At 60.4% G+C, this 23,811-nt stretch carries 22 protein-coding genes and 1 pseudogene; 11 read left to right on the plus strand and 12 right to left on the minus strand.

What is annotated here, in order from left to right; genetic code table 11:
* A pseudogene (locus AB4Z52_RS31245) lies at nt 1-800 on the minus strand (bifunctional helix-turn-helix transcriptional regulator/GNAT family N-acetyltransferase); the annotation flags it as partial.
* Nucleotides 801-860: 60 nt separating this feature from the next.
* On the opposite strand from AB4Z52_RS31245, the gene AB4Z52_RS31250 reads away from it, so the two are divergent.
* A complete protein-coding gene (locus AB4Z52_RS31250; RefSeq protein WP_442221750.1) occupies nt 861-1,028 on the plus strand; it encodes a hypothetical protein in 168 nt (55 codons plus the stop codon).
* Nucleotides 1,029-1,109: 81 nt separating this feature from the next.
* Here AB4Z52_RS31250 and AB4Z52_RS31255 read toward each other — a convergent pair whose 3' ends face one another.
* The 4 genes from AB4Z52_RS31255 to speB form a co-directional block, all read right to left on the minus strand.
* Entirely contained in the window at nt 1,110-2,024 is a 915-nt protein-coding gene (locus AB4Z52_RS31255; protein ID WP_442221751.1) for a LysR family transcriptional regulator, read from the minus strand.
* A gap of 98 nt (nt 2,025-2,122) precedes the next feature.
* Nucleotides 2,123-2,671, minus strand: coding sequence for a flavin reductase family protein (locus AB4Z52_RS31260; protein WP_442221752.1), 549 nt, complete (start codon nt 2,669-2,671; stop codon nt 2,123-2,125).
* Between the two features lie 51 nt (nt 2,672-2,722).
* Entirely contained in the window at nt 2,723-4,078 is a 1,356-nt protein-coding gene (locus AB4Z52_RS31265; protein ID WP_442221753.1) for an LLM class flavin-dependent oxidoreductase, read from the minus strand.
* A gap of 180 nt (nt 4,079-4,258) precedes the next feature.
* The gene (gene speB / locus AB4Z52_RS31270; RefSeq protein ID WP_442221754.1) at nt 4,259-5,314 is read right to left on the minus strand and encodes an agmatinase; all 1,056 of its coding nucleotides are present in this window, start codon (nt 5,312-5,314) and stop codon (nt 4,259-4,261) included.
* 97 nt (nt 5,315-5,411) lie between these two features.
* On the opposite strand from speB, the gene AB4Z52_RS31275 reads away from it, so the two are divergent.
* The gene (locus AB4Z52_RS31275; protein WP_442221755.1) at nt 5,412-6,572 is read left to right on the plus strand and encodes an aminotransferase; all 1,161 of its coding nucleotides are present in this window, start codon (nt 5,412-5,414) and stop codon (nt 6,570-6,572) included.
* Between the two features lie 12 nt (nt 6,573-6,584).
* On the opposite strand, the gene AB4Z52_RS31280 is transcribed toward AB4Z52_RS31275, so the two are convergent.
* Nucleotides 6,585-7,292, minus strand: coding sequence for a UTRA domain-containing protein (locus tag AB4Z52_RS31280; protein ID WP_442221756.1), 708 nt, complete (start codon nt 7,290-7,292; stop codon nt 6,585-6,587).
* Nucleotides 7,293-7,532: 240 nt separating this feature from the next.
* Here AB4Z52_RS31280 and AB4Z52_RS31285 point away from each other — a divergent pair, with 240 nt between their 5' ends.
* The 4 genes from AB4Z52_RS31285 (at nt 7,533) to AB4Z52_RS31300 (ending at nt 10,554) form a co-directional block, all read left to right on the plus strand.
* Nucleotides 7,533-8,360 (plus strand): transporter substrate-binding domain-containing protein, encoded by an 828-nt coding sequence (locus tag AB4Z52_RS31285; protein ID WP_442221757.1) that lies wholly within the window; start codon nt 7,533-7,535, stop codon nt 8,358-8,360.
* 99 nt (nt 8,361-8,459) lie between these two features.
* Nucleotides 8,460-9,101 carry an amino acid ABC transporter permease gene (locus AB4Z52_RS31290; protein WP_442221758.1) on the plus strand — a complete coding sequence of 214 codons (642 nt, stop codon included), beginning with the start codon at nt 8,460-8,462 and terminating at the stop codon, nt 9,099-9,101.
* On the plus strand, nt 9,098-9,766 hold the full coding sequence (locus AB4Z52_RS31295; protein ID WP_442221759.1) for an amino acid ABC transporter permease: 669 nt from the start codon (nt 9,098-9,100) through the stop codon (nt 9,764-9,766). Before AB4Z52_RS31290 ends, AB4Z52_RS31295 begins: the two co-directional genes overlap by 4 nt.
* The gene (locus tag AB4Z52_RS31300) at nt 9,763-10,554 is read left to right on the plus strand and encodes an amino acid ABC transporter ATP-binding protein (protein ID WP_442221760.1); all 792 of its coding nucleotides are present in this window, start codon (nt 9,763-9,765) and stop codon (nt 10,552-10,554) included. Before AB4Z52_RS31295 ends, AB4Z52_RS31300 begins: the two co-directional genes overlap by 4 nt.
* Nucleotides 10,555-10,977: 423 nt before the next feature.
* On the opposite strand, the gene derI is transcribed toward AB4Z52_RS31300, so the two are convergent.
* The 6 genes from derI to AB4Z52_RS31330 all read right to left on the minus strand — a co-directional run bounded on the left by derI (nt 10,978) and on the right by AB4Z52_RS31330 (nt 17,513).
* Nucleotides 10,978-11,430, minus strand: coding sequence for a D-erythrulose-4-phosphate isomerase (gene derI, locus AB4Z52_RS31305; RefSeq protein WP_442221761.1), 453 nt, complete (start codon nt 11,428-11,430; stop codon nt 10,978-10,980).
* A 42-nt stretch (nt 11,431-11,472) separates the two neighbouring features.
* Nucleotides 11,473-12,240 carry a triose-phosphate isomerase gene (locus AB4Z52_RS31310; RefSeq protein WP_442221762.1) on the minus strand — a complete coding sequence of 256 codons (768 nt, stop codon included), beginning with the start codon at nt 12,238-12,240 and terminating at the stop codon, nt 11,473-11,475.
* Between the two features lie 57 nt (nt 12,241-12,297).
* The gene (locus tag AB4Z52_RS31315; protein ID WP_442221763.1) at nt 12,298-13,230 is read right to left on the minus strand and encodes a sugar phosphate isomerase/epimerase family protein; all 933 of its coding nucleotides are present in this window, start codon (nt 13,228-13,230) and stop codon (nt 12,298-12,300) included.
* Nucleotides 13,231-13,276: 46 nt separating this feature from the next.
* Nucleotides 13,277-14,788: a glycerol-3-phosphate dehydrogenase gene (locus tag AB4Z52_RS31320; protein WP_442221764.1), complete on the minus strand. Its 1,512-nt coding sequence runs from the start codon at nt 14,786-14,788 to the stop codon at nt 13,277-13,279.
* Nucleotides 14,789-14,867: 79 nt separating this feature from the next.
* Complete coding sequence (locus tag AB4Z52_RS31325) at nt 14,868-16,424, minus strand: FGGY-family carbohydrate kinase (protein ID WP_442221765.1); 1,557 nt, start codon at nt 16,422-16,424, stop codon at nt 14,868-14,870.
* Nucleotides 16,425-16,535: 111 nt separating this feature from the next.
* Nucleotides 16,536-17,513, minus strand: a complete 978-nt coding sequence (locus AB4Z52_RS31330; RefSeq protein WP_442221766.1) for a sugar-binding transcriptional regulator — start codon at nt 17,511-17,513, stop codon at nt 16,536-16,538.
* A 690-nt stretch (nt 17,514-18,203) separates the two neighbouring features.
* On the opposite strand from AB4Z52_RS31330, the gene AB4Z52_RS31335 reads away from it, so the two are divergent.
* From AB4Z52_RS31335 to AB4Z52_RS31355, 5 genes are all read left to right on the plus strand, one after another.
* Nucleotides 18,204-18,860 carry a DUF2291 family protein gene (locus AB4Z52_RS31335; protein WP_442221767.1) on the plus strand — a complete coding sequence of 219 codons (657 nt, stop codon included), beginning with the start codon at nt 18,204-18,206 and terminating at the stop codon, nt 18,858-18,860.
* Nucleotides 18,857-20,404 carry a sugar ABC transporter ATP-binding protein gene (locus tag AB4Z52_RS31340; RefSeq protein ID WP_442221768.1) on the plus strand — a complete coding sequence of 516 codons (1,548 nt, stop codon included), beginning with the start codon at nt 18,857-18,859 and terminating at the stop codon, nt 20,402-20,404. The genes AB4Z52_RS31335 and AB4Z52_RS31340 overlap by 4 nt, the downstream gene beginning before the upstream one ends.
* A 19-nt stretch (nt 20,405-20,423) precedes the next feature.
* Nucleotides 20,424-21,524 (plus strand): ABC transporter permease, encoded by a 1,101-nt coding sequence (locus tag AB4Z52_RS31345; RefSeq protein WP_442221769.1) that lies wholly within the window; start codon nt 20,424-20,426, stop codon nt 21,522-21,524.
* Nucleotides 21,525-21,595: 71 nt separating this feature from the next.
* A complete protein-coding gene (locus AB4Z52_RS31350; RefSeq protein WP_442221770.1) occupies nt 21,596-22,555 on the plus strand; it encodes a D-ribose ABC transporter substrate-binding protein in 960 nt (319 codons plus the stop codon).
* Between the two features lie 291 nt (nt 22,556-22,846).
* The gene (locus AB4Z52_RS31355) at nt 22,847-23,740 is read left to right on the plus strand and encodes a DeoR/GlpR family DNA-binding transcription regulator (RefSeq protein WP_442221771.1); all 894 of its coding nucleotides are present in this window, start codon (nt 22,847-22,849) and stop codon (nt 23,738-23,740) included.
* Nucleotides 23,741-23,811 lie beyond the last annotated feature (71 nt).

Here is a 23,811-nt window from a genome sequence, read left to right on the forward strand (position 1 = left end):
CGGTAGAGCCGTTGCGCCTCTGCCAGCGTGCTGTTGGTGTCAAGACGAAGGATATTTATGGACAGCTAGCGGGCGACGCCTTCCGCCGCCGTCATCAGACGCCGTGCAAGCCCAAGCCCCCGAGCGGAGGGCGCGACCCAAAGTCTCTTGATTTCCGCAACCTCGCTTCCGGTACCCTTCAGCCCAACGCAACCGATCGGCAGGCTGTCCGACATGGCAACGAGGAACGCGCCGCGCGGGCGGATCATGTCGACTGCGTCCGGATCGCGGGAAAGCGATACCTCGAAACCGTTCTCGAAGCGGCGGGCAAGCTCGGCGTAATATTCACTAAGGCAGAACCTCGCATCGTTGTGCCTCGGGTCCATCTCCTCAACCACAATCAGGCTGCGGCCGAGCACGGAAGCAACGAGATCCATTGCATGCAGAAGTTCTTCTGGACGCGAATGGCGGGCCAGAAAGGTCTCCGCCTGAGCATTCGAGAGTGCCTCATAGGCTTGGAATTCGGAGCGGCCGGCCTCGGTCAGCCTGGCAATTCGACGGCGTGCGTCTTGGCGATTGGATACGGTCTCAATTAGGCCCTCGTCTTCCAGACCGCGCAACAGACGGCTCATCAGGCCGGAGTCAAGGCCAAGATATTCTCGGATCGAGGCGACATCCGACTGTCCCTGGCCGATCGCGTTGAGCACCCGCGCGGCCCCGAGCGGGCGGCCGCGACCAAGAAAGGACGTATCGAGGGCGCCAACCTCGGAGGTGACGACACGATTAAACCGGCGGATGCGAGAGATGGGATCTAAAGACATAATATCTGACTTTAGTCAGATATTATCGCGCTGTCAACAAACGGGCGGAAGCTTATCGGGTTGCACGACCAGAGCGACATCTTCACAATCCCGAAAGAGCCGGTCTGCGAGCGAATTTTTGGCATCCAGGCATCCAACATTCTCAAGGGCGGCAAATATCTGTTCATGCCGAGCCTGCCGGCACGCCTTTGGATAGCGGAGCTGAGGACACAGGCCGGCACCCGGTAACGCGACGATCCCCGTAACACAGCGCCCGGCGCGACCGGCCGACAATTCCTCACGCCTTCGCACTCCGCCAGATTTGCTGCCTCACGTCGCAGGTGCCGAGATCGCGGCCTGTCTCTTGCCGGTGGAAATGATCCACCGTTTAAATTCCTGGCCGAATGGCTTCTGCAGGGAAACTCTGTTCCACGCCAAAAAATAAGGATCCGAGAGCTTGAGGCGATGGTCGAAAGGGATCACCAACCGGCCGGACTTCAATTCGTCTGCGATCATTGCCAGTTGTGCCAATACGAACCCGCGGCCGGCGACCGCCGCATCGATGGCACTGCTGGACAGCGTATAAGACAGGCCCTTATCCTTTGGAGGCTTAGAGCCGCCAATACTGTGGGCCCAATCGGACCAACTCGGCGCCGGTGAAAAAGCGCTATCCCAGACGATGTGCAGAAGGGGAAAACCCAGAATATCGGTGATCTCGCGCGGAGGGTCTGTCTCGATCAGGTGCGGGGCGCAAGCGGGCACAACCCAGTCGGTGAACAGCTCCACGAAGTATTGGTGATGCGATTTCTGTCCGTAATAGATCCGGAAATCCACATCGTCTTGCCCCATAGTTGGCTCACGCTCTGTTCCAACAAGGTGGATCATCGCATCTGGGTACAGGGCCTGCCAGTCGAAAATCTCACGCCCGATCCATTTGTTCACCACGGAAGTAAGCGAACTGAGGGTAATTCCGCTCTCGTTGCGGGCGCGGCCGAGAACGTACTGTGCGTTGGCAAGGTGATCGAAACCCTTCTTGATCTCGACGTGATAGACGCGCCCCCATGTCGTAAGCTCCATCTTTCCGGCGGCTCTTTCCAAAAGCGTAACGCCGAGCTGTGCTTCCAGCTTGTGGACCTGCTGGCTTATCGCACCGGGCGAAACCCCAAGAGCCTGCGCGGCGGCAGTAACGCTGCCGTGCGTTCCCACTGCCTCGAACGCCTGCAACGCCTTTAAATGAGAGATCACTGCATGTCCTTGCCGCCTATCGCTTCTCATCAATTTAGGAAAACTAAAAGCAAACGCAACCGAAACCTATGTGCTCGGCGTTGCAACCGGTTCCGGTATCAGCCCACCGTCGAAGCATCTGCAAGCAGCCGGAAAGCGCCCTTCCAGTAAAGGAGAGGTTCCACGTCGGCGCGCAGCGTGATTGCCTTCACCCGGCCTATCAAGATGGCGTGGGAGTGCATGTGGACCGCCTCGTCCAGCTTGCAATCGATTGCGGTCAACGCCCCGTGCAGTGCGAGTGCGCCGGTTTCGAGCACCGACCATTCGGCGTCCTCATAACGACGGACGCCATCCCTGCCGCCGTAGCCGGCAAAGGCATGGGCCACCTGCTGCTGGTCATGGGCGAGGACATTGACGCAGAAGCTGCCGTGCCGCAGCAGCACCGGCCAGGAAGAAGAACTGCGGTTGAGGCTGACGATGACCGACGGCACCTCGGCCGACAGCGAAGACACCGACGTTGCGGTGAAGCCGGTTCGATCGTCGCCAATGCCGACCGTAACAACGCTGACGGCGCCGGCAAGATGTCGCATCGACGCCTTGAACGAGGCCTCGTCGACGATGTCCCGGCCCTGGCCAACGGCTCGCGGAAATTGAGTTGAAGCTGTCATCACCCGACCCTCCATTGGAGAAGGCGTTTCAGTTGTGGATCGGCAGGCCGCTCAAATGGTCCCTGCGCGCGCCGCGGTGTACCGGTTGACAGGCATCGACAGGCCGAGATTTTCGCGCAGCGTCCTGCCTTCGTATTCTTCGCGAAAGAGGCCTCGCCGCCGCAGCTCCGGAAGCACGAGTTCTATGAAATCGTTGAGGCTCGCGGGCAAGGTCGGGAGCATCAGGATGAAGCCATCGGCTGCACGCGTTTCGAACCATTCCTCCATGAAATCAGCGATCTGCGTCGGCGAGCCGGTGATACCGTTGCCGGTGTGCTTCTCGGCGTAGTGACGAATGAGCTCGCCCATGGTGCGGCCGCTCTTGACGAAATCGACGAGCTCGTCGAAAAGCGCACGCGAGCCCCTTGGCGCCTCGGGGAGCCGATCCATCGGGAACGGCGCGTCTAGCGGCACTCCAGCGAGATCGACCTCGATGAATTCCGACAGCATCAGGCGGCCGACATCGGGATGCAGATTATCGATCAGGAAATCGACCTTTGCCCGGGCTTCCGCCTCGGTCGCACCGACATTGATGACGACCCCCGGCATGATCTTCAGGTCGTTCGGATCGCGGCCATAGGCCGGCATGCGGCTCTTGACGTTCTGATAGAATGCACGGTTGCGCTCGATATTGGAGGCAAGGCTGAATACCACCTCGGCCGTGCGCGCGGCCAGATCCATCCCGGGCTCGGAACCGCCGGCCTGGGCAATCACCGGACGTCCTTGCGGGGAACGCGCAATGTTCAGCGGCCCGCGCACCTGGAAGTGCTTGCCCTTGTGATCGAGCGTGTGCAGCTTTGACGGATCGTGATAGATGCCGTTTTCGCGATCGAGCAGCAGCGCATCGGCTTCAAAGCTGTCCCAAAGTCCGAAGACGACGTCGACGAATTCCGTTCCGCGTTCATAGCGCAGCGCGTGCGGATCAAGACCGTCGCGGTTGAAGTTGTAGCCGGTTTCGTTGTGGTCTGACGTGACGACGTTCCAGCAGACCCGTCCGCCGCTCAAATGATCGATGGAGGCAAATATGCGAGCGATATTATAGGGCTCGTAGTAGCTGGTGGAGGCAGTGGCAACCAGACCGAGATTCTCGGTCGAGACAGCGAGCGCCGAGAGAAGCGACAACGGCTCGAACCGGTTCATCTTCGTCGGCTGACGGGCAAGCGCGCTTGGGTCGCCGACGGCGGCAGCCGGCGAATCCGGCATGAATAGGAAATCGAACTTCGCCGCTTCCGAAAGCTTGGCCAGATTGAGCAGGTGGCTGAAATCATTGGCGCCGGCAACGTCGCTGGCGGGATGCAGCCAGGACGCCGGATGAAAACCAAATGTGTAGACGAAACTGCCGAGTTTTAGCTGATCCTGCCGAGCCATGGTTCCATCCTCTTCATCATCCATCTCTGTCGACCGGCTTATGACGATCGACAAGGATGACCTCAACCCCAAGAAATATCCACGGGATTGGAGCGCCGCAACCCTGCCCCAGCTGCTTTGAAATTTAGTTTTTCTAAATGCATGGATGCCAAGCTCACAGAAACGGCAGACCCAGGCGAACTATCGTGCGCCGATGTAAGGGCTGAACACCATGAGGCTCAGAATTTCGAAGAGCACCTGCGCGCCGGCCTGGGCCGTGTTCGTCGTCGCGTCATATTGCGGCGCCACCTCGACGACGTCCCCGCCAACGAAATTGACCCCCTTCAGGCCGCGGATCAACTCAAGCACCTCACGGGTTGTCAGCCCGCCGATCTCTGGCGTGCCGGTTCCAGGCGCAAAGCTCGGATCGAGGCTGTCGATGTCGAATGAAAGGTAGGTCGGCCCGTCGCCGACGATCTCCCTTGCCTTGGCGATGATCGCCGGAATGCCAAGGCCGGTGACGTCTTCCGCATGGATCACCGTCATTCCCGATTCGAACGAGAATTCCCATAGATATTCCGCAGAGCCGCGAATGCCGATCTGCACCGTCCGGGTTGGGTCGAGTACCCCGTCGAGCACGGCGTTGCGGAAGGGGCCGGCATGATGAAATTTCGTCTGGTCGAAAGCGCCGCTGGTATCGCAATGCGCATCGATATGGATCATGCCGACGGGCGCTCTCTTGCCGACAGCCTTGAGGATCGGATGGCTGATCGAGTGGTCTCCGCCGACGGACAGGGGCACGACACCGGCGTCGACGATCTGGTTGATGCGCTTTTCGATGTCCTGGTGGCAAAGCTCAAGCCGATAACGGCTTTGGAACGGCACGTCGCCGATATCCGCGACACGAAGGTCGAAAACCGGCGCAGTTGCAAGCACATGGTTATAGGGACCGATCCGCTCTATGGCGCGCAGAGCCCTCGGTCCGAAGCGGGAGCCGGGCCGGTTGGTCACGCCGAGATCCATAGGAATGCCAAGGATCGCCACCTGCAGATTGCCGAAATCGGGATCTTCCGCAGAAACCGGCAGATGGGGTGCACTGAGAAAAGTCGGGACACCGGAATAGGGCGCCAGCCGCGTCCCGGTTTTCGAGAAGATCTTGTCTCCTACCTTGCGGAATGCTTCATCGAATATCTCGCCGCCCTGGGTATCACTGAATTTTGTACGCAGCGCCTCTAGTCTTGTCTTATCCCAACTCATTGCAACGATCCGCCTTTTGATTAGCCGGTGCTATTACTCGATAAAGCAGCCAAGAATGCAATTGCCATCTTTCCGGCAATGGGCGAAAGAGGTTGACATGTCAGCAAAGCCGAATTCTCTCGTCACCCATCTTTCGCCGCCGCCCATCCCCTCCGTGCATGCCTGGAGTCGGGACTACAAAGGCGACCGTGGTCCGCTCATCGACCTTTCGCAAGCCGTACCGGGCTATCCTGCCCATCCGGCCATGCTGAAGCTTTTGGGTGAGGCGGCCGCCTCGCCTGCGATGACCGGCTATGGACCCATCGAGGGAGAAGATGTGCTCCGCAGCACCTATGCGCTGCACATGAACGAGGTTTACGAGACCAGCGTTCACAGTGCCAATATACACATCACGGCAGGCTGCAACCAGGCCTTTATGTGCGCGGCGATCGCCTTGGCCGGAGCTGGCGACACGATTGCTCTGACCAATCCGTTCTACTTCAATCACGACACGACGCTTTCGATGCTCGGCATCAAGCGCACCCTCGTACAATGCGACGCCGCCCATGGCTTCCTACCTGATCTGGCATCAGCCGAACGGGCGCTTGCCGCCGGCGCAAAGGCTATCGCGATCGTCACGCCCAACAATCCAACTGGTGCGATTTATCCAGCCGCCCTGTTGCACGAGCTTTTCGCGCTCTGCCGACATCACAATGCCTGGCTGATCCTCGACGAAACTTACCGCGATTTTCTGCCGGAGGATTACGGACGGCCGCATGGCCTTTTGTCCGAGCCGGGTTGGGAGGAGACGCTGGTCCTACTCTACAGCTTCTCGAAGTCCTTCTGCATCCCAGGCCACAGGCTGGGTGCGATTACCGCAGGGCCGCGTCTCATCGAAGAAATCGCCAAGATCATGGACAATATGCAGATATGCGCCCCGCGCTCGGCGCAGGTCGCAGTGGCTGCGGCCATTCCCCTGCTTGCCGATTGGCGGGCCGGCAACCGTCAGGAAATTGGGCGTCGCGCCCAAGCGCTAAGAAGAGTGATGGCCGACCTGCCGGGCTGGGAAATCGGCGCACTCGGCGCCTATTTCGCCTTCATACGTCATCCCTTTAGCGATCTGTCGTCTTCCTCGGTGGCAGAAAGGTTGGCGAAGCAGGCGGGCGTCGTGTCAATCCCCGGCAGCTATTTCGGCAAGGGGCAGGAGCAATTTCTGCGGCTTGCCTTTGCGAACGCCGAAACGGCATCCATCTCGCTGCTTGGCGAACGGCTGAGGTGACACACCCGAATTTCATCTCGCCGCCGGCTGAAAATCGCCTGCGAACTGAAATCGATCGCCGGGATGAGTAATCTCGACATAGGTCACCGTCCGACCGTTTTGCCATGTCTGGCGGATGAGACTGAGGCAGGCCTCGCCACGTTCGGTATGCAGCAGGCGGGCAGTGGACGCGTCTGCGGCTACGGCGCGAATGACATGCCTCGCCCTCGACCAGGGAACCTGGGCAAGTAGCCATTTTCCAGGCGGCGTCAACGCAAAATCCTCGTCTCTTGCCAGCGGCACGACGTCGAGCATGATGATGCGCCGCTCGATGGCATTCGGCGTCCCATCGACAGCGTGAAGACATTGAAGCCTGAGGATTTCAGCGCCCGCCGGCTCGGCCAGTTTCTTCGCCTCGGGCGGTTCGAGCCTTTCGATTTTGCGCGACAGGATCCTGTAGTCGTGCCGGTGGCCGGCAAGCTCGGCTTCGGTGCTGATGTCCTGGATGTCCATCACGGTTCTGTCGATCTGAGGCGACGCGACGAACGAGCCGGTCTTGCGACGTCTGACGATCATCCCGCGCTCCACCAGCGCCGACAACGCCTTGCTGACCGTCATGCGCGAGCAACGATATTCGGCGACCAACACCTGTTCTATGGGGATGCGGTGACCGGGTTGCCATTCACCGCTGACAATCCTGGTCTCGATATCGTTGAAAATCTTCTGATGAATTGTCACCACGGCCGACCCTCGATCCAGCGCAACAACATGATGGACTTGGCACCGCCGGACCTGAGATCCCGGTTACCCGGCACAAATTTTGCTTGTTTATGTTTTGCTGTTCAGCTTTTTACATTGACACTGTAGGCCAGCCTATATCTATTTGTATAGTCAAAAGCGGATCATAGAAGTCCGCTCCGTGGGAACAGGTATGAGAACCGAGCTCCTCCACCAGGGGAGTGAAAAACTGGAGAGAAGATCATGAAGACGAATTCCCTGCTCAAGGGCCTTGTCGGCGCAGCATTGCTTTTTGGTGCGACACTGTCTGCCCATGCAGCCGACACGCTTGCGGCAGTCAAGGCGGCCGGCACTTTGAAAGTCGGCACCGAAACGGCTTTTGCGCCTTTCGATTTTATCGACGCCGGTGAGCATGCCGGACTGAACGTCGATCTGTTTGCCGAAATCGGCAAGGAGCTCGGCGTCAAGATCGAATGGGTTGCTCTTCCCTGGGATGGCGTCTTCCCGGCTCTCGAGGCCGGCAAGTTCGACGTCGTTGCCGGTCCTGCGACAATCACCAAGAAGCGCATGGAGCGCTACCGCTTCACGCCGCCAATCGCCGAGGCGACAATCGCTGTTCTGAAGAAGGCCGGCGACAAGACGATCAATAAGCCGGAAGATATCGCCGGCAAGAAGATCGGCGTTGGCAAGGCCACATCGCAGCTCGACCAGCTGAAGGAATTCTCCGACACGCTACCGACCAAGGTCGACATCCACGAATATCCGGCCTTCACCGAAACCTACGCCGACCTTGCCGCGGGCCGCCTCGACGGCGTTGCCAACTCGCTTCCGAACATTGCCTTCGTCGCCACTCAGCGCAAGGGGACCTTCGAGGTTGTTCTGCCACCCTTCGGCAAGAAATCCTATTTCGGCTTCATCGGCCTTAAGGATGCCGACCATGCGCCGCTGATGGATGCCATCGACGCCGCCCTGCTCAAGATAAAGGCCGACGGCCGCATGGCTGCGCTGCAAAAGAAGTGGTTCGGCGCCACCTTCGACACACCGGACGCGGTCAAGGACCCGGCATTCTGATCGACCACGACTGTTTGACCGACGACGCCTCCGATCACTCCGGAGGCGTCGATCGAGACGCAGCAAGGTCCCTGGCCAACAGGCGGGCGAAATCCGAAAATGTCTGTCAAACTCTTCGAACTGCTTTTGCAAGCGTCGATCTACACCGTGACAATCAGCGTCGTCTCAATCCTCATCGGTTTCGTGATCGCGATGTTTGTTTCGGGAATGCTGCTGTCGCGCCAAAGACTTTTCGTATTGCCCGCCCAGATTTTCATCAGTTTCTTTCGCGGCGTGCCTTTGCTCGTGCAGTTGCTTCTCATCTATAATCTCCTCCCCGTCATCGGCATCAACGTTCCAAGCATCGTGGCAGCCATCATCGGACTGTCGCTGTCCACGGCTGCCTATCAGGCGGAAAATCTACGTGGCGGTTTTGCGAGCGTGCCGAGCGGGCTTGTCGAATGCGCAGAGATGGTCGGGCTGACGCCAGGCCAGATCTTCCGCCGCATCAAGGCTCCGATTGCGCTGCGCCTCACCTTTCCAGCGCTCGTCAACGAAGCCATCCTGATCTTGAAGGCGTCGTCCCTGGTCTCGGTTGTCGGCATCGTCGAGTTGACCCGCATGGCGCAAGATCTTGCCGGCAGCACTTTCCTGCCGCTGCAGATTTTTGCTTCCGCCGGGCTCATATACCTTGTGATCAATTGGGCCGTGGCGCTTGCCGGAGGCCTGATCGAGCGCTCTCTGCCCGGAGTGCCGCGATGACCTTCGATCTCAGCGTCATCACTGCTCAATGGCCGGCGATCGTCAGCGGCGCCGGCGTGACGATCATGATCTGGATCTTCGGCACAATCGCCGCGGCAATTGTCGGGTTCCTCATCGCCGTCGCCAGGCGCTATGGCGGCATGCTTGTCGACAAGGCATTCGGCCTGGTCGTTGCCGTGCTGCGCGGCACGCCGTTTCTCATCCAGATATTCCTTGTCTACTATGGAGGTCCTTTTATCGGCCTCTCGCTCGACCCGTTGCCGGCCGGGTTGCTGGGCATTTCGATCTATGGCGCTGCCTATTACAGCGAGATTTTTCGCGCCGGTTTCGACGCTGTGCCGAAGGGGCATATCGAGGCCGGCGAATGCGTGGGGCTGAACCAGTGGCAGATTGTGCGCCGAATCTTGTTGCCTGAGATGACGATGCTCGTCCTGCCGCCCTCGCTGAACATGACGATCATTCTGATGAAGGAAACGGCAGTGCTTTCCATCATCACCGTGCCCGAATTGACGACAACACTCAGCGCCATCGGATCGCAGCAATATGCCTTCGTGGAGGCGCTGTTCGTGCTCGCTCTGTTTTATTGGGTCCTTGTCGAGGCCACGGGCTGGCTCGGTCATCTTGCCGAAACGAAACTCACCAGATTCAGGTTTTTCAACGCATGAACATCCCGGCAATCGCAGTCAAGAATCTGGTCAAGAAGTTTGGGGACAGTACGGTGCTGCATGGCATCGATCTCGATATCCCGGAGGGCCAGGTTTCCTGCCTGATCGGCCCATCCGGCTCCGGCAAAAGCACGCTGCTGCGCTGCATGGCCTTTCTCGAGGAGGCGACGCGCGGCACGATCACTATAGACGGCGAAGTGCTTGGTTTCACCGAGAATGCCCAAGGTGTACGCGAGCGCCTGCCGGCAGCGACAAACCGTGCAATCCGCGGGCGGATCGGCATGGTCTTCCAGCAATTCAATCTATGGCCGCACATGACGGCGCTCGGCAATGTCAGCGAGGCGCTGAAGACCGTCCATAAGATGAGCCGTCGCGACGCCGAGGAGCGGGCCATGGCTCAACTCGTCAAGGTCGGCCTGGAGAGCCGCGCCGGGCACTACCCTTCGCAATTGTCCGGCGGGCAACAGCAGCGCGTGGCGATCGCTCGCGCCCTCGCCCTGAAGCCGAAGATCATGCTGTTTGACGAACCGACGTCCTCGCTTGATCCCGAGCTGACGGGGGAGGTTCTAAACGTCATGCGCGAACTTGCGGCCGAAGGCATGACAATGGTCGTCGTGTCGCACGAAATCGGCTTTGCCGCCACGGTCGGCCAACAGATGACCTTTCTTGATCACGGCAAGGTGCTCTTTACCGGAGCACCCAAGGATGTGTTCCGCAAGCCTCGAAATCCACGGCTCGAGCAGTTCCTCGATACCTATCTCGACCGCGGCGCCTCGATGCTGTTGTAGGGCTTTTCAAAGGTTGGGCCGATGCCTGGCTTCGCCCCCGCCCATGCAGATCAGCCGCTTGGTTTAAAACTCTTCCCAGCTTTCCTTCGCCGAAGCTGCGGTGTGCCATAGGCTCGGGCAACGTCGGCGGCCATCTTGCGGGCAGGAGAAACCACCGGCCTGTGGTCGTGAGCAGCCTGGACGGGCGCGACCCTCAAAGGAGCAGTCCTGCAAGGCGCTGCGGCGGTCGATGTCCTGCCCGCATCTTTATCCCTGCCAAGGTTGAACCGTGAGATGAGCTCACGCAGGCGCCCGGCTTCGGTAGCAAATAACGTTTAAGAGGGTTTTGGCTGCAATAAAGGGCAGTGCCGGCGACGCTGGAACAATATCGGTCGCCGGCTTTCCCAGTTGGGCAGGCTTCATTCCACCTTTCAGCAGTCGCGCTCAGCCGTGATATTTTGCATCGACTTCGTTGATCGCAGCGACGTTCGAGGCGCTGCGTCCCGCCTCGTCGAAGGTCTGCGCCAGATAGGCATCCGCGATGGTTTTTGCGACTTCGACGCCGATCACGCGTGCCCCCATCGTGATGATCTGCGCATTGTTGGACAAGGCTGCCCGCTCGGCAGAATAGGTGTCGTGGCAGAGCGCCGCCCTAATTCCAGGCACCTTGTTGGCCGAAATGCTGACGCCGATGCCGGTGCCGCAGACGAGGATCGCCCGGTCATATTCGCCCTTGAGCACAGCCGAGGCGACGCGGTCCGAGAGGTTGGCGTAGAATTCATCCGAGCCGTCAGCCGACTTGGAGACTTCGGCGACCTGATAGCGGTCCTTCAGGTGTTCGGCAAGCTGATGGGCAAGGCCCGCTCCGGCACTGTCCCCGGCAATTGCAAGTTTCATGTTCGTTCTCCATTTTTGAATGCAGTGCTTGTGTTCGTTCGATCAGATGACGGCGCCGACCCGGGCAAGAATGTCGAGGTAGCCCTGGACGTTCCAGGCCGAGCGCCCGATGAAAAGCCCGTCGACATGCGGGCATGAGGCAAGCTGCGCGCAATTGCCCGGATTGACCGATCCCCCATAGAGACAGGGGATCCGGCGACCCAGCACGCTTTTCGCAACGGCGATGATCCTTTCCTGGCGCGCGTCGGCATAGTCGGCCTTGGCCGGAATGCCGTGCTCGCCGATCGCCCAGACTGGCTCGTAGGCAAGCAGGATCGGCGCTTCCCGCTGTGCCGGCGATAATGTCTGCAAAGCGCCCCCGACCTCGGCCGCCAGCACGTCGTCGGCCTTCCCGCTGTCGCGGTCCGCCAGCGTTTCCCCGATGCAGATCAGCGGCGTCAGGCCATGCCGCACCGCCGCCTCGACCTTCAGTCCCACGGTCGCATTCGTCTCGCCGAAGTGCTCGCGCCGCTCGGAATGTCCAAGCTCGACCATGTCAATTCCGCAGTCCGCCAGCATCAGCGGTGAGATCTCGCCCGTCCAGGCGCCGTCGTCGGCCCAGTGCATGTTCTGTGCGCCGACCTTCACCGAGCAACCTGCAAGCATAGCCTTTACTTCGCGGATCGCCGTGAAGGGAGGGATCACGAAACGCTGAATGCGAGGATCGACGTCTCCATTAGCGGCGATGAGACCGGTGGCGAAGGCACGCGCCTCAGCCAGCGTCTTGTTCATCTTCCAGCTGGTTCCGATCCAGAAAGGCACGTCTTTCATTGCGTCTGTTCCCTTTGCGCGCAGAGTTGGCGAATAATCAACTGCAACGTCGCGTCGTTAGAGGTTGAGATCGGCGATCCCGCTATCGATATGAGGGGCCCAGAAGGCCACCGACTCGGCGATCTGTTCGATCACCTGCCGGTCGTTCGGCTCGCGCTCCTTGAAGGACAGTTCAAGGCAGATCTCGTTGTCACGCGCGCCGCCTTCACGAAATGCGGCAAGCAACGGCTCGGGCTGGATGCGCCCCTTGGCATTGAACTCCGTCGTGAAAGGGCGATGACCGCCTTTGTCCATCAACGACTGCTTGATATGGATGATCGGCGAGACGCGCGGCACTGCCCTGGCCCAGGCATAGGGATCGTAGTCGTCGGGGTTCGCGCTGGTGACGTCGCCATGGTCGATGTCCGCCATCATCCACATCGGCACCGCCATGTTCGCCGCCGACAGCCTATCCTGCAGGGCGAGGCAGGCAGCAATCGTCTCGCCAAACTCGCGCCCTACCGACATCGGTTCCCAGAACACATAACCGAGGCCGGCCACCTTCGCGTGCTCCGCTACCTCGCTCCAGCAGTCGATTGCGATCTGGATCAGCTCTTCCCTCAGGTCCCGATCGTCATAGTCGCGATAGGTGAAAATGGCGAACTGCGTGCCGACTGAGGTGCCACCCAGATCCGCGGTGATATCAACAAAGGTCTTGAACCAGTCGATATAGTAGCGCCGCACGTCCGCATCGGGATGGCCGAAATGATTGAGCCGCCCATAGGGGCCGGTCATGCCTGACGTCACCCGCACGCCCGTGCGCGTCATTGCCGCCATCATCTCCCGCGTCAGTCTCCGGGTCACGGCCCCCGGCCAAGAGGGGTTGATGAACTCATGTGTCAGCTGAAGATCACGAATTTTGAGCTTGTGCGCGACAGTGTCGATCAGGTCGCCGGGTTCGGCAAAGCGGTTGACGAGCGGATTGGTATTGAGCGATAGCGTCAGCCCCATGGGGACCTCCTGTTAAAGATCGAAACACGCCGGGAATGTCGCCAGTTCAAGCCGAACGCGCCATTTGCCCGTTGAGCCACGTGCCAAAAGCAGCTTTCTCCTCGGCGCTCATATGCAGTCCATGCTTGGTGCGCCGCGTCAGGATATCCTCGGCCGTCTCGGCCCACTCCTCAGCCATCAGATAGCGAACTTCCGCCTCGCAGAAATTCGGGCCGAAGCACTGCCCGAGGCCGGCAAGCGACCCCGCCCCTGCGATCACCTTTGCCGTCCGAGCGCCATAGACGCGCGCGTAGTAACCGGCGAGGTCCCGTGGCAACCAAGGATAATCCCGCCGCAATTTGTCGAGAAAGCGCACCACGTCGGCGCCCTCGATCTCGCCGCCGGGCAGGATGCCCCTTGCCGTCCAGTCCGCACCCATCTTCGGGAAAGTCGTCTGCAATCGCTGCATTGCGTGCTCGGCTAGCTTTCGGAAGGTGGTGATCTTGCCGCCAAACACGTTCAACAGCGGTGCCCCACCCGAGGTGTCGAGGTCGAAGACATAGTCACGCGTTACGGCCGAAGGGTTGCCCTTGCCATCGTCATAAAGCGGCCGCACGCCTGAGAATGTCTGGACGACGTCCTCGCGCCGCAGCGCCTGCTTGAAGTAGCGGTTGACCGCTGCCAGCAGATATTCGATCTCGGCTTCAGCGATCGATACGGCCTCCGGGGCGCCTTCATAGGGAATGTCGGTCGTGCCGATCAAAGCCTTGTCGCCCTCATAGGGGTTGATGAAGATCACCCGCTTGTCGTGGTTCTGCACCAGATAGGCCTGCGGTCCGTCCCAGAACTTCGGCGTGATGATGTGGCTGCCCTTGACCAGTCGAACGTTGCGCGTCGAGTTCGTGCCGGCTACCCGCCCGATGATGTCATTGACCCAGGGCCCGCCCGCGTTCACCAGCGCCCTTGCCATGACCACGCGTTTCGCACCGCTGCGCGTATCCGTCATCTGCACCCGCCATAGCCCACCTTGGCGTCGAGCCGAGGTGCAGGTCGTGCGCGTCAAAATCTCGGCTCCGCGCTCTGAAGCATCCATTGCGTTCAGCACCACCAGCCGCGCATCGTCCACCCAGCAGTCGGAATACTCGAAACCCCTGGTATACTGGTCCTTGATCGGCGCGCCTTCTGGGTCACGCCTCAGGTCGAGCGTGCGGGTCGCCGGCAGCTTCTTGCGCCCGCCAAGGTGGTCGTAAAGAAAGAGCCCGAACCTCACGAGCCAGGCCGGACGATCGTTGGGACTGTGCGGCAGCACGAAACGCATTGGCCAGATGATATGGCTTGCGGAATTGAGCAGCACTTCGCGCTCAATCAGCGCTTCGCGCACCAGCCTGAATTCATAATATTCAAGATAGCGAAGCCCGCCATGGACCAGCTTGCCTGATCGCGAGGAGGTGCCCTGCGCCAGATCGTCCTTCTCGCACAGGATGACCGACAATCCGCGGCCTGCCGCATCCCGCGCGATGCCCGCGCCATTGATGCCGCCGCCGATGATGAACAGGTCCACCGTCTGTGTATCGCTCATCTTCATTCTCCCGCCCGTGCAGTGTCTCGAACTAGACGAGAACGCTTGTCGATCAGGCTTGCATCGCTATTCACTCGGCTCATCCCTGTCCTGCCATCAAGTCCCAAATCGGCTCGAGCGCGCGCCGCGCGGTGCGATAGGCGGGGAACGTCTTGCCATAGGTCTGTACCAGCGCGGCATCAGGCGGCTCGAGCGCACCAAGCAACGGCGTAACCCACCCTGCGATGCAGGCTTCCATATCGGCAAAGGCACCCACAGCAACCGCGGCCATCATTGCCGCACCTGCCGCACCGGCTTCCTCACGCCGTGAAATCCGCACGGGAGCGCCAACGGACGCTGCAACAATCTGGCGCAGTGCCGGCGATCGCGCGGCGCCACCGGTCAATCGCAGCTCGTCCGGCATCACGCCCATTGCGGCATAGCAATCCCGCGTCGCCATCCCCAACCCCTCAATCACGGCGCGCAGGAGGTCGGGAAACCGATGCCCGCCGGTTAGCCCAACAAACCCTGCGCGTGCATTGGCATTGACGAATGGCCCGCGCTCTCCGGCCTCCGAGATATAGGGGTGATAGAGCAAGGCGCCCGGACTGCTGGCTGCAAGCCAGGGCTCGATCCGCGCCACGAGTTCGGATTGGGTCACCGCGTGCCCCATCTCCGCCATCAGATCGCCGGCCACCCGCAGGACCCAGTCGATGTTCAAAGTCGCCGCCATGTTCGACTGCAGTTGCCCAACCAAGCCGGGGATGGGCAGCGCCAACACATAGCCGGTACCCTCCGCGTTCAGGCGGACGCCGGCAATATCCGTCGCGCGCATATGCATGCCGGTCGATCCGATGATCGAACATGCCGCCGAGACGCCGGGAGTGTGGACGCCCGCTCCCAAGGCCGTGCAAGCAAAATCGACAAAGCCGAGCGTTACCGGCGTGCCCGCCAAAAGACCGGTTGCTGCAGCGGCGGCCTCAGACAGGGGATGCGTTACCTGAGTGCCGTCGACGATCGGCGGCAGCAGGTGGCGCCGCGTGCCAAGGCCCAAAGCTTCAATCACCGTGTCGTCGTACTCGCGGGTACGAAAATTGCCGAAGGTGAAACTTGCCTCCGAGGGGTCCGTCGCCCGCACGCCCGTCAAATTCAGATAGAGCCAGTCCTTGCAATGCAGCGCGACTTCGGCGCGATCGAGCACCTCCGGCATCGTTGCCACCATCTCGGCCAACTGTGCTCCCTGCTGGCAGGCAGTCAAGCCGGTGCCGGTCGCTTCGAAGCGGGCACGTTCGTCCGGCAGCGCCCTCAAACGTCTAACCGCTTGCGCGGCACGCGCATCGAGCCAAAGCCACGCATCGCCAACCGGCTCGTCGCGGGCGCCCACCAGCCAGGTGCCGTCGCCCTGCCCAGTCACGGCGATTGCCACCGTTCGCCGCGCCAGCCCCTCGACCTTGGTAGCGAGTTCTTGCAACGTACGGGCGCAATCGGCCCAGGTCTGCGGCAACGACTGGAGTGCTGCGCCATCGGCCTGGGTAACATATCGGTTCTGAACCGACGCCGCCGCGATCTGTCGGCCTGCGAGATCGAAGGCGACAGCCTTGATCATCGAAGTACCGGCATCAATACCGATCAGGATATCCCGCCGGGGCTCAGCCATTGGACGCGTGCTCCGGTGCCTCGGCGCGATCGACGGCGGCACCGCTGGCAAGTACACCGACCAGGGCCTGCGATCGTGCTATTTTCGTCAGGTTCGCCAACGCATCCTCCATTATTCCCGGACCCACTCCAAGTCCTCGTTAACGAGGGCTTGCGCCGTGCGCTCGTCGGTGATCAGCCCGCGCAGAAAGCCGCTTTTCAGAAGAGCCCTGATCGCCGCGATCTTCTGAATTCCGCCTGCAATGGCAACGGTCCTGCGTCCCCTCATGCCGTCGAGCCCCGGCGACAGGGTGCGTGCCGACAGCGAGGTTTCGATCCGCTTACCCGCACTGTCGAAGAAGTAGCCGAGCATCTCTCCGACGCCGCCGAGGTCCCGCACTTCCCGAATTTCTGCAGGCTCGATCATATGCGACGCCACAAGCTGCGCATCCGGTTCTGCCGTGCCGATACCGACGATCATCGGATCTGCCCGGGCCGCAAGGTCGAAAACCTCGCCGACGCCGCGCTGGGCCAGAAGCACCTCGCGGTCCTCGACCGAATTGGCAAACACCGGAACTGGCAGGACGAAGGCGGCCGCGCCCGTCTTTTCCGTCAGGCGGTGCATGACGTCATGCGGATTGGCCGCGTAGTTTCGCGTCACGCCTCCGAGCAACGAGACAAACCGCACGCGGGCAGCATCCATGCGGGCCATCTCGTTCACTGCCGCCGCAAGCGTGCGGCCGTGACCAATGCCGATGACGCCTCCGCGAAAATTCTCTATCTCGCGCTGCAGAAAACCACCGCCCGCCATTCCAAGCGCCTTCAGCGGCAAGCCCTGTTCGTGCAGGTCAGGCACCACCTCCGAATATTCGAGGCCGTAGCGCGCCTCCAATTGCCTCTCAAGCATCACGCACTCGGCGATATCACCTTCGATCGTGACCTTCACCGCACCGTTCTGGTTGGCGCGCGCGATCAGCCTGTGCGCCTTGACGGTCGTTATTCCCAGCCGGTTCGCAACCTCGGACTGGGTCAGACCCGCGGCATAGTGAAGCCAGGCCGCACGCACCGCGAGACTGTCATCGCCGTCGCGCTTGTCTACAAATCGCGCCATGTCGCCTCCCCAACGCCGAATGCGGCCGATGAAATTATTATTGGTTGTCGTAATTTTTTGCACGCATTCATAACATATGTCAAGAATATCACATTTTGCCAAGGCCGGCGAAATACGCCGCTGAACAATTTCTGCCAGAAGCCTCGCGACACTGCCTTTTATCAACGGCAACCTGAGCACCCGTCCGCCGCAACCGCCCCTCCTTGCCCCGAAAGTCGGCCGACTGGGCAAATTTAGCATTGAAATGCCTGGCATTTTCGCAGTCTGCGTCATTTTTTGGCATTCCTCGGCGGTTGCGACCAACCTGGTCATATACCACGGAACGATCGCAACGATCTGCTCGCATAGGCAGCGGCCTGAAGCGAAGCACATTTTAAACGTTCTGATGTCTCGCCGCTGATTGACAAGGCGTCGGACATATCACATATTCGAGGAACTTGATAACATAAATATACCACAGTCGTGTATCTGATTTGAGGAAATCAGGTTTAGCGGTGATCACAAGGTGAGGCGTCGATCCTCGCCTCGAACAAAGCCGGCCGCTTGGAGGAGGGGCATCATGCAAGAAGCAGCTGTTGATTTTGCTCGATTTCCAGTGCCCCGAGTGCGACAGCACCGAGCCTGCTGCCGCGGCGTCGATGCCGCATGCGCCTCATATTTCCCAACCGTCAAAACAAAGGTCGTCGCACCATGAGCAATCTGGTTGGTGCCCCCATAAACACCGGACCGAAACGCAATCGTCGCGTTGTCATCGCCTCAGTCGCTGCCGTTATCGTGCTCGCAGCGATGGCGATCGATACGAAGGTGGTGAAGATCGGCTCGGCCTCGGACGTGCAGCCGAACGTCTTCTCGCCGGAGGCCTACGGCACATCCGAATTTCCAAAGGTGCAGGCAGCCATCGCAGCACGCGCTGTCGGCGCCGATGAATTGGCAAAGGCGATTGCAACGGACAAGGACGCGGCGACAAAGAAATACGGTGTTCCCGGCGGCATCGGCCCGGAAATGTCCGTCACGTTCGCCGGTGTCGCCGGTGCCGGCAAATCAGGGGTCTATAGCGTGACCGTTCCAGGGCTTGCGAGCACGCTGTCTATTCGGGTGCAGACGGGACCTGCGATCAACGGGACCGATCTGCGTGATGCAACCGGCACCATCACCTTCGAGCAATTCACCAACCAGATCGACTATCAGAATGCCGGATCGGCCCTGAACAAGGAGATGAAGGCGCAGGTTCTGTCGAAGATCGACAATGCCAATCTCACTGGCAAGACCCTGTCGGTCGTGGGTGTGTTCCAGCTGATCAATCCCAACAGCTGGCTTGTCACTCCAGTCAGGCTGGATGTCCAATGAGCGTCGCGTCCCCTTTAACAGTAGTACGCGACAACGTGGTGCTCGCGGCACGCAACGTCGCCAAGTCCTACGGCAATATCCATGCGCTGAAAGGCGTGAATTTTGACATCCATCGCGGCAAGGTCACCACGCTCTTCGGAGAGAACGGCGCGGGGAAGTCGACGCTGATGAAAATTCTCTCCGGGGTCGTGACGCCGACCTCGGGCGACATCATCCTCGATGGCGCACATGTCACCTTCCACTCCTCGACCGATGCGCGTGACCGCGGCATCTCCATCATTCACCAGGAATTGAGCCTCGCTCCCAACCTCAGTGTCCGCGACAATATCTTCATGGGACGGGAGCTGTTGACGCCAACGGGCGTCGACTTTGCCGAAGAGGCGCGCCAGGTGCGAAAGCTGATGGCCGATCTCAACGAGGACATCGACCCCCTCACCCGCGTGGAGGAGCTGCGCCTCGGACAGCAGCAGATCGTCGAGATTGCGCGCGCGCTGTCGGTCGATTCCCGCATCCTGATCATGGACGAGCCAACCTCGGCGCTGAGCGCCACGGAAGTAGACGTCCTGTTCAAGGTGATCCGCGACCTTAAGGCGCGCGGCGTCTCGATCGTCTATATTTCCCATCACCTCGAAGAAGCACTGCAGATCACCGACTATGCGGTCGTGCTGCGCGACGGCACGATGACGGCGACGGCAGAGGCAAAGGACATCGATCTCGAATGGATCGTCCGCAACATGGTCGGCGAGAACTTCGACCTTGGTTCACCGCCGGCCGGGTACGAATTCGGCGAGGTCGCGCTTTCGATCAATGGTGTCAGCGTCGCCGATGCCTCCGGATCCGGATATTCGGTCGTCGACCGGCTGTCGCTTGATGTCAGGGCCGGTGAGATCGTCTGCATCTATGGACTGATGGGCGCCGGACGCACCGAGCTGCTCGAATGCGTCGCTGGCCGCTTACCAATGACCGGCGGCCGGATCGTCCTTGAAGGCACCGATGTTTCGCGGCTGAGCATCGCCGATCGCATAGAGCGGGGGCTTGCGTTGGTTCCTGAGGACCGCCAGCGCGATGGGCTCGTCCAAACGATGTCGGTCGGCGCCAATCTGTCGCTTGCCAGCATCGCCACCTTCGTCAAGGCAATGTTGCTCTCGTCTTCGCGCGAAGACGCCCTGATCGATCAGTCGATACGGAATGTGCGCATCAAGGCGTCGGGTGGGGACGCTGCGATCGGCTCGCTCTCCGGCGGGAACCAGCAGAAGGTCGTCATCGGCAAGATCCTGGCAACCCGTCCAAGGGCCGTCCTTCTCGACGAACCCAGCCGCGGCATCGACGTCGGCGCCAAGGCCGAGGTATTCCGCCTGCTGGCCGAGCGCGCCGCGCAGGGCCTTGCCGTCGTATTTTCGACTTCCGAGGTTTCCGAGTGCCTCAGCATCGCACATCGGATCATCGTGATGCGCAAGGGCAGGATATCCGCGCAGTTTGGATCGGATGCCACGAAAGAGCAGATCATGGCGGCCTCGGGTGAAGCGGTAGTCGAGCATGCATAAGAAGAACGGAGCCCTGACCATGACCGAAGCTGGTCCCTCTCTCAAAGCCATGCGCCCGGCCCGGTCCGGTGGCGGCATCGATCTTACCAGGCTGCTGCTCGAGGGCCGCGCATTTTTCGCGTTGATCGTTATCATCGCGGTGTTTTCGTTCCTGTCGCCCTATTACTTCTCGACGGCGAACTTTCTGACCATGTCCTCGCATGTCGCCATCTTCGGTATTCTCGCGGTCGGGATGCTGCTGGTCATTCTCAATGGCGGCATCGATCTTTCCGTCGGTTCGACGCTCGGACTTTCGGGCTGCGTCGCAGGGTTCCTCATGCAGGGCGTGACGCTGAAACTGCTCGGTGTCATCCTCTATCCACCGGTCTGGGTTGTCGCGCTGCTGGCCTGTGCGCTTGGTGCTTTGGTCGGATTGATCAATGGCGTCCTGATCGCGCGCTTCAAGGTGCCCGCCTTTGTCGCCACGCTCGGCGTCATGTACATGGTGCGCGGCGTAGCTCTTCTTATGACGAACGGCCTCACCTACAACAACCTCGGCGGCAAGCCGGAACTCGGAAATACCGGCTTTGACTGGCTGGGCTTCAACCGGCTGTTCGGCGTTCCGCTCGGCGTTCTGGTTCTGATCGTCATCGCCTTCCTCGCCAGTCTCATGCTCAATCGCTCTGCCTTTGGCCGGTGGCTCTACGCGTCGGGCGGCAATGAGCGTGCGGCTGAACTATCGGGCGTGCCGGTCAAGACGGTGCAGATCACCGTCTACGTGCTTTCCGGCATTTGTGCCGCCATTGCAGGATTGATCCTCTCCTCCCAGCTGACGTCGGCGGGGCCGACCGCGGGCACCTCTTACGAGCTGACTGCAATCGCCGCAGTCGTTATCGGCGGAGCGGCGCTGACCGGCGGTCGCGGCAATATCCGCGGCACGCTGCTTGGAGCTTTCGTTATCGGCTTCCTGTCCGATGGTCTGGTGATCATCGGTATCTCGTCCTACTGGCAGACGGTTTTCACCGGCGCGGTCATCGTGCTCGCCGTGTTGCTCAATGCCGTTCAGTATCGCCGCCGCGTCAAGAAGCCAGCCTCGACCGACGGCCAATCCACTTCTCCGCAACTGGGAGGTAAAGCGTGAAAGGCTTAGCCCGCTCAAGAGAAGAAGTCCGGGGAACCGGCACTACGGTCAACAAATGGAGGAAAGTTTCAATGTTTAAGAGAACGAAAGTTCTGCTGCTGTCGGCGATCGTGCTGTCGGCGCCTATCCTGGGGGGGTCAGTCACTTCGGCATCTGCCGCCGGCCTGATCTCGATCATCGTCAACGATCCGGCCAATCCCTATTGGCTCACCGAGGGCAACGTTGCCGCCGCTGAAGCCAAGAAGCTTGGCTATGACGCAAACGTCGGCGCGCACAAGGGCGACACCAATACCGAAAGCAACCTGATCGACACGGCAATCACCAATAAGTCGGTTGCGATCATCCTCGACCCGGCAAACGCCAGCGGCTCGATCGGCGCTGTGAAGAAGGCGATCTCGGCAAACATTCCGGTCTTTCTCGTGAACGCCGAAATCAACCAGGCTGGCCTCGCAAAGGCGCAGCTCGTGTCCAACAACGCTCAGGGTGCTGCACTCGGCGCCCAGGAATGGGTGAAGCAGGTTGGCGAAAAGGGCAAGTATGTCGAGCTTCTCGGCGCCCCTTCCGACAACAATGCCGCGACACGCTCGAATGGTTACGAGACCGTGCTCAGCCAGTATTCCGACCTTGAAAAATCCGGCTCGGATGTTGCCAACTGGGATCGCACTCAGGGCCATGACAAGATGCAGAGCCTTCTCCAGGCGCATCCCAATGTCACCGGCGTCATTAGCGGCAATGACGAAATGGCGCTTGGCGCGATTGCTGCGCTCAAAGAGTCCGGCAAGCTCTCGGGCATCAAGGTTGGCGGCTTCGACGGGTCCCCCGATGCGGTTGCCGCCATCAAGGCAGGTGAACTGCAGTACACCGTGCTGCAACCGGTTGCCGTCTTCTCCGCCAAGGCCGTGGATCAAGCAGACCAGTTCCTGAAGAGCGGAAAGATCGACGCGCCGGCTGAAAAGCAGCTGTTCGATTGCCTGCTGATCACGAAGGACAATGTGGCAAAATACACGGCTCCGTTCACGCTCTCGCAGTAAAGGAAAAGAGGGGAGCGACCGCCTGGACGCTCCCCTTGCGATCTCTGTTGCCAGATCAAACCGAGTACGGGGATAACCTGTTCTGCGCGGCGCATTTCCAGTTGTGGCGACACCAGCTTCAAGTACAAGAATGGAAGATTGAACCCAGCTTGACGTCGAGCTCACCAGGGAGGTCCGGCCGAACGTGAACAGATATATGTCCTATTCGACATTGCTGGCCGATGCAGCGGAAATGGCGGCCACCGGCCTCGAGGTGACGAACCCGACCAACGCTTCCAACGCGGACGCACGATGACGGCTTCCAAGGATGTCGACGAGCCGGCTGACGGTCAGTCGACGAAAACCCAGATATCCAGCGACACGAGACTGGCCCGCCAGCTCGCGCGACGGCAGTCGATCACCGAAATCGTCATGGCAGAGGGATCGGTGCGGATCGAGGATCTGACCGATCGCTTCGGAATAAGCCTGATGACCGCCCATCGCGACCTCGACGAGCTGGTCAGCCGCGGCATTCTTCGCAAGACCCGCGGCATCGCCTCGGCTGCGCCAACCAGCCTGATCGAATCGAGTGACGTCTATCGCTCCAGTCGCCAATCGGCGGAAAAGAAGGCGCTGGCGCTGGCGGCGATGCGCTTCGTTGAGCCTGGCCAGGCAATCTTTTTCGACGATTCGACGACCGTGCTGCAGATGGCGCGCTTCCTTCCATCCGCGGTGCCGCTGACCGTCATCACCAATTCCCTGATCCTGATGAACGAACTCAAGGGCGTGCGTGACCTGACGCTCCTCGGCCTCGGCGGGCAGTACTACAATTGGTGCAACGCCTTCATGGGCCGCATGACGACGCACGAAATTTCGCAACTTCGCGCCGACACGCTGTTCATGTCGATGTCGGCCATCACCGATGACATCGTCTTTCATCAGTTTCTGGAGATGGTCGACACCAAGCGGGCGATGTTCGATTCAGCCTCGACCCGCATCCTGCTGGCCGATCACACCAAATTTGACCGCCGCGCACTGCACGCCTTCTCGCCGCTTTCCAGCTTCGACATCGTCATTGTCGACGACGGGACGCCGCCGGTCCACCTCGCCCGGATGCGCGACAAGGGCATCAACGTCGTAGTAGCGCCGACCCGTGGCGTCAGCCACGCGGCCGCTATTCAAAAATACGACCCCGAAGCCAGATAGCGCCCGCCGCCGAGCCGGGTAAGTGTGTAGGCCCTGTCTCGGCACAGGCGACCGTAGGCACGCATGCATTT

This window comes from Rhizobium sp. 2YAF20 (genome assembly GCF_052114685.1).
Taxonomy (GTDB): Bacteria; Pseudomonadota; Alphaproteobacteria; order Rhizobiales; family Rhizobiaceae; genus Rhizobium.